The following is a 4,084-nucleotide window of genomic DNA, read 5'->3' on the forward strand; positions in this document are numbered from 1 at the left end:
CTTTGTCAAAAGGCTCCCTCCCAGAGGGAGCTGTCACCGAAGGTGACTGAGGGAGTCACCCAAAATATTCCTGCATCAGCGCCTTTTTCATCAGTTCCAACTTTTCAAGGCTCTGCTGTACGATTTGCTTTTGCCTATCTGCACATTTCACAAATGATATAAAAGCTTTTTGCATTTCCATGGGTGGAACAATTTGACGATGCATCTTCATAATATTTGTATTTAAGTTTGGTTGCGTTCCTGCCGGCGCCGTTTTCCTAAAATATTCAGTCATTTGATTCAAAGAATATAACAAGAATATTTTATCGAGCTTTTCGTCAATATCTTCCATCGCAAGCCATCCATCGTGAATACAGCCATCAAATGTAATAATTCTTGCAAATCCTAGCGAAACCCCACAATTTGCAAAAATCAAGCTTCCCGCTTTTATCATACGGCTTTTTTTTACGCCCTCTTGAATAATATATTCCTTCGTAGAATTCAAGTAAATGTTTTCTCCAGTTGTCGCATCACCGATTTTAATCCAAGGAATAGTTCCTCCCAGATACCTTTCAATTGGACGTGGTGAACCGCCTCTAACAATCGTACACAATTCTCCAAGAGGATAAGTCATCCATTTCTTATTGTTAACATTTATATCTCCAAACATCTCCACAAACCGCGCCTTTACCAGCTCGTCCAGTTTGGCAAGCTGTTGTTTGCGAAGAAAAATCAAATCGTCCACTTTTCTCAAAATTTTGTTTTCGCTTTTTTGGGTATCAATATCTGGCAAGTTCACGACATAATTTTCCAAGAAAGTTTTTGGCACACGTTTTTGACCTGCGCTTCCAGTCATGTTTCTCTCAGCCTCTTTGCGAAAAGCCTTCCATGTGGTCAAATAATACAGCCATTCGCTCGTTATTTTGTCTGTATCAGGACGCAAAACATGAAATTCAGTGCTTCCAAAGCCAATTCCGTTTTTCATATTATGGGCGATTGCACCTTTTCCATTTTCCATACAAGGTGTAATTTTCGCAAATAAAATATCGCCATTTTGAAAATTTGTGAAGCCTTTCTTTACTTCTGAATAATTTTTAATTTCAGATGCATCGAACTCCCCGTGCTCACCAACTTTTGTCATTGGAATAAAGGAAACTTCAGTGTCATCTCTTAATGTGCAACTCTTGGGGTTAATTAAGCAAACCTCTCCCAACTTCGCCATCACATCATCTTCTCCAACTCTGCCAAACCCTTGGTGATCTCCATTTCCAGCTCATGCAGGTCAGCAAGGATCTCCGTGGTCGAGGGGTACTCCACCGGCACATACTCGGTCTCTTTGTACTTATTGATGGATAAATCATACCCATTGGCGGCAATCTCCTCTTTGGGCACAAAGAAACTCTGCTCGGTGCACTTGCGGTCAGTTTCGGCATCGAGGTTCTGAAACCGGGCGATGATGTCCGGGATGTCGTTTTCCTTCACCTCGGTGCGCTTGTCGTCCAGCGAAAAGCCGTCGGCTTTCATATCGTAGAACCACACCTTGTCGGTGCCGCCCGCGCCGGTCTTGGTAAACACCAGCACCGCCGTGGACACGCCTGCGTAGGGCTTGAACACGCCGGAGGGCATGGAGATGACAGCCCGCAGCTGATGGTTTTCAATCAGTTCTTTCCGGATGCTCTGGTGTGCCTTGCTGGAACCGAACAGCACGCCGTCCGGCACAATGCAGGCGCAGCGTCCGCCGGTTTTGAGCATCCGCAGGAAGAGTGCAAGGAACAGAAGCTCCGTCTTTTTGGTGTTGGTGACGGCTTTCAGGTCGTCGTTGATGCTCTCGGCATCCACAGTGCCCTTGAACGGCGGGTTTGCAAGGCAAATGGTGTACTTGCTGCAAATGGAGTTTTGCTTCGACACGCTGTCCTTGTAGTCGATCTCCGGGTTCGTGATGGAGTGGAGCATCAGGTTCATGGCCGAAATGCGCAGCATGGTGCGGTCCATGTCAAAGCCGGTGAACATCGGGCCGGCAAAATGCTGCCACTGCTCCGAGGTCATGCTGTCCTCGTAGTGGGCGCGGAGGTACTGCGCACTGGACACCAGAAAGCCCGCCGTGCCGCAGGCGGGGTCGCAGATGAAGTCGTCCGGCGTGGGCTGCACCAGTTCCACCATCATGTCGCGGATGTGCTTGGGCGTGCGGAACTGGCCGTTCCGCCCTGCCGAGGACAGTTTTAGCAGCATATACTCGTACAGGTCGCCCTGCATATCAAGGTCGGCAATGTCGTGGGTGTAAAGATCCTCCAGCCCGGTGATGATCTTTTGCAGCACCTGTGGCGTGGGAATCAGGAACATGGCATCGTCCATATACCGCGCAAAGGCGGTGTTGCCCTCATCCGGGCGGGTGGGGTCGTCCTCGATTTCCACCAGCTCACCGTTTGCGTCAAAGTCCGGCAGACGGCCATACTTCATCTTTTTGATGGCCGGGAACACCCGCTGCTGCATGGTCAGGAAAATTTCGCGGGAATCTTTATCCTTGAAGCGGCTCCACCGCATAGACTGCCCTGCCGCGCTGGCCGGGAAGATGTGCTCCATCTTTTCGCCCGCCATGTTCTCAAAATCTTCGGTGGCAAGCTCTTTCTCGTCCAGTGACCGGATGAACATGAGATAGGTCAGCTGTTCAATGACGGTCAGCGGATTGGTGATGCCGCCTGCCCAGATGTCCGTCCAGATTTTGTCTACCTTATTTTTAATGGCTCCTGTTACCATGCGTTCCTCCTGAATGTTTGCCAATCGCAAACGCTTTGTATCTTGGATTTTTGGTGATAATATCACAATTTTATTATAGCAGTGTACGATTGCATTTTCAATGTAGAGTGTTTAGCAGAAGTGCTTTCTTGATCGCAAGGCAAGAAATCAGTGGAACGTTAAAACAGCAATTTGCGATATGCACTTCAACGCTGTTGCTGTTACATGAAGATGTTGAATTGCTATAAAACGGTAAAGTGGATCTGCATTTCACAGACTGTTGCTTCTCGTGCTGCTGTTCCCAAAATAAAGTTGATGATAGCCCAACTGCGCCAGACAACAAAGCTGTCCTCACGTTTCGGCGGCTGAATCAGTGCACAAAATTCTTCCTGCATGTAAACGTCCTTGATGTTTTCTTTTGCCTTTACCATCTTGATTTTGAACAGTGCTATTTCGTCCTGCTCCATGCACCAGTAAAGGAACACTTTCACCGAACGGATATAGTGGTTGACGCTGTTTGCGGTCATTCCGCTATCCGTCAAGTGGATAACATACCGCTTGAATCCTGCCTCATTCACGGCTAACTGTTCATCTGACAGGAACTTCAAAAACCGTGTAATATCTCATACCGATAGCCGTTCAACGTGGCTTCTGCCGTGCCAGAATACTTCTTATCATCCAAAAAATCTTGTTTTAGATTATCAAACCGGACTGCACTTTTCTGAATCTTCTTCATTTTTTCTGTACCTCTGACCTCTAAAATTTTTGAAAAAATCATAGGTACAAGCTCAAAATGTCCGCATAAAACAAAAAAGACGACAAACCGTTTCTTTCAACGATTTGTCGTCCTTTTGGTGCGCTCGAGGGAACTCGAATCCCTGGCCCTCTGATTAAAAGAGAGTAATTCTCAGGATAACTTCGTCTTTATATTCATCAAATTTACCGATAACGCGTTATTTTTCATCTCATTCAGTTACAGACTACTCTGCATTGTTTCTGTGCATTGTCGCATTTTTGTCGCGCATTTTTACAATACTATAAATAGGACTTCATTTATTTCCCAGCTTACAGTTCCTTAGCAGATTTTTCTCGTAGGATATATAATAATTTTCAATTTCGATTGTGCTGTAATTGGACAGATCTCATATGGAAAGATTTCCATTGTCGCACAAAAAGTTACTGGCTCAGATGCTAAATTTCACCGGGCGTGATTTTGAGCCATGGTGTGGGAAATGTAGTCATTTTGTTCGATATAGAACAGTCCTATTCGTTCCGAGTCTCACCAATTACCATTTATATAAGTAAACCGCGTGAACTTGCCAGAGCTATAACTCTACGCTCCGACTGATCCACACGGCTCTAAAATATTTAT

General features: G+C 46.0%; 4 protein-coding genes. All 4 read right to left on the reverse strand.

Annotation, left to right across the window (positions count from 1 at the left end):
• Nucleotides 1-55: 55 nt before the first annotated feature.
• Nucleotides 56-1,201, reverse strand: a complete 1,146-nt coding sequence (locus tag J3352_RS12820) for a restriction endonuclease subunit S (RefSeq protein WP_005929536.1) — start codon at nucleotides 1,199-1,201, stop codon at nucleotides 56-58.
• On the reverse strand, nucleotides 1,201-2,733 hold the full coding sequence (locus tag J3352_RS12825; RefSeq protein WP_005929539.1) for a class I SAM-dependent DNA methyltransferase: 1,533 nt from the start codon (nucleotides 2,731-2,733) through the stop codon (nucleotides 1,201-1,203). The genes J3352_RS12820 and J3352_RS12825 overlap by 1 nt, the downstream gene beginning before the upstream one ends.
• A 221-nt stretch (nucleotides 2,734-2,954) precedes the next feature.
• Nucleotides 2,955-3,320: a hypothetical protein gene (locus J3352_RS12830; RefSeq protein WP_005929542.1), complete on the reverse strand. Its 366-nt coding sequence runs from the start codon at nucleotides 3,318-3,320 to the stop codon at nucleotides 2,955-2,957.
• Nucleotides 3,317-3,448 (reverse strand): hypothetical protein, encoded by a 132-nt coding sequence (locus tag J3352_RS14410; protein WP_255569314.1) that lies wholly within the window; start codon nucleotides 3,446-3,448, stop codon nucleotides 3,317-3,319. Before J3352_RS14410 ends, J3352_RS12830 begins: the two co-directional genes overlap by 4 nt.
• Between the last annotated feature and the right edge of the window lie 636 nt (nucleotides 3,449-4,084).

Source organism: Faecalibacterium sp. Marseille-Q4164 (assembly GCF_017377545.1).
Classification (GTDB): domain Bacteria; phylum Bacillota; class Clostridia; order Oscillospirales; family Ruminococcaceae; genus Faecalibacterium; species Faecalibacterium duncaniae.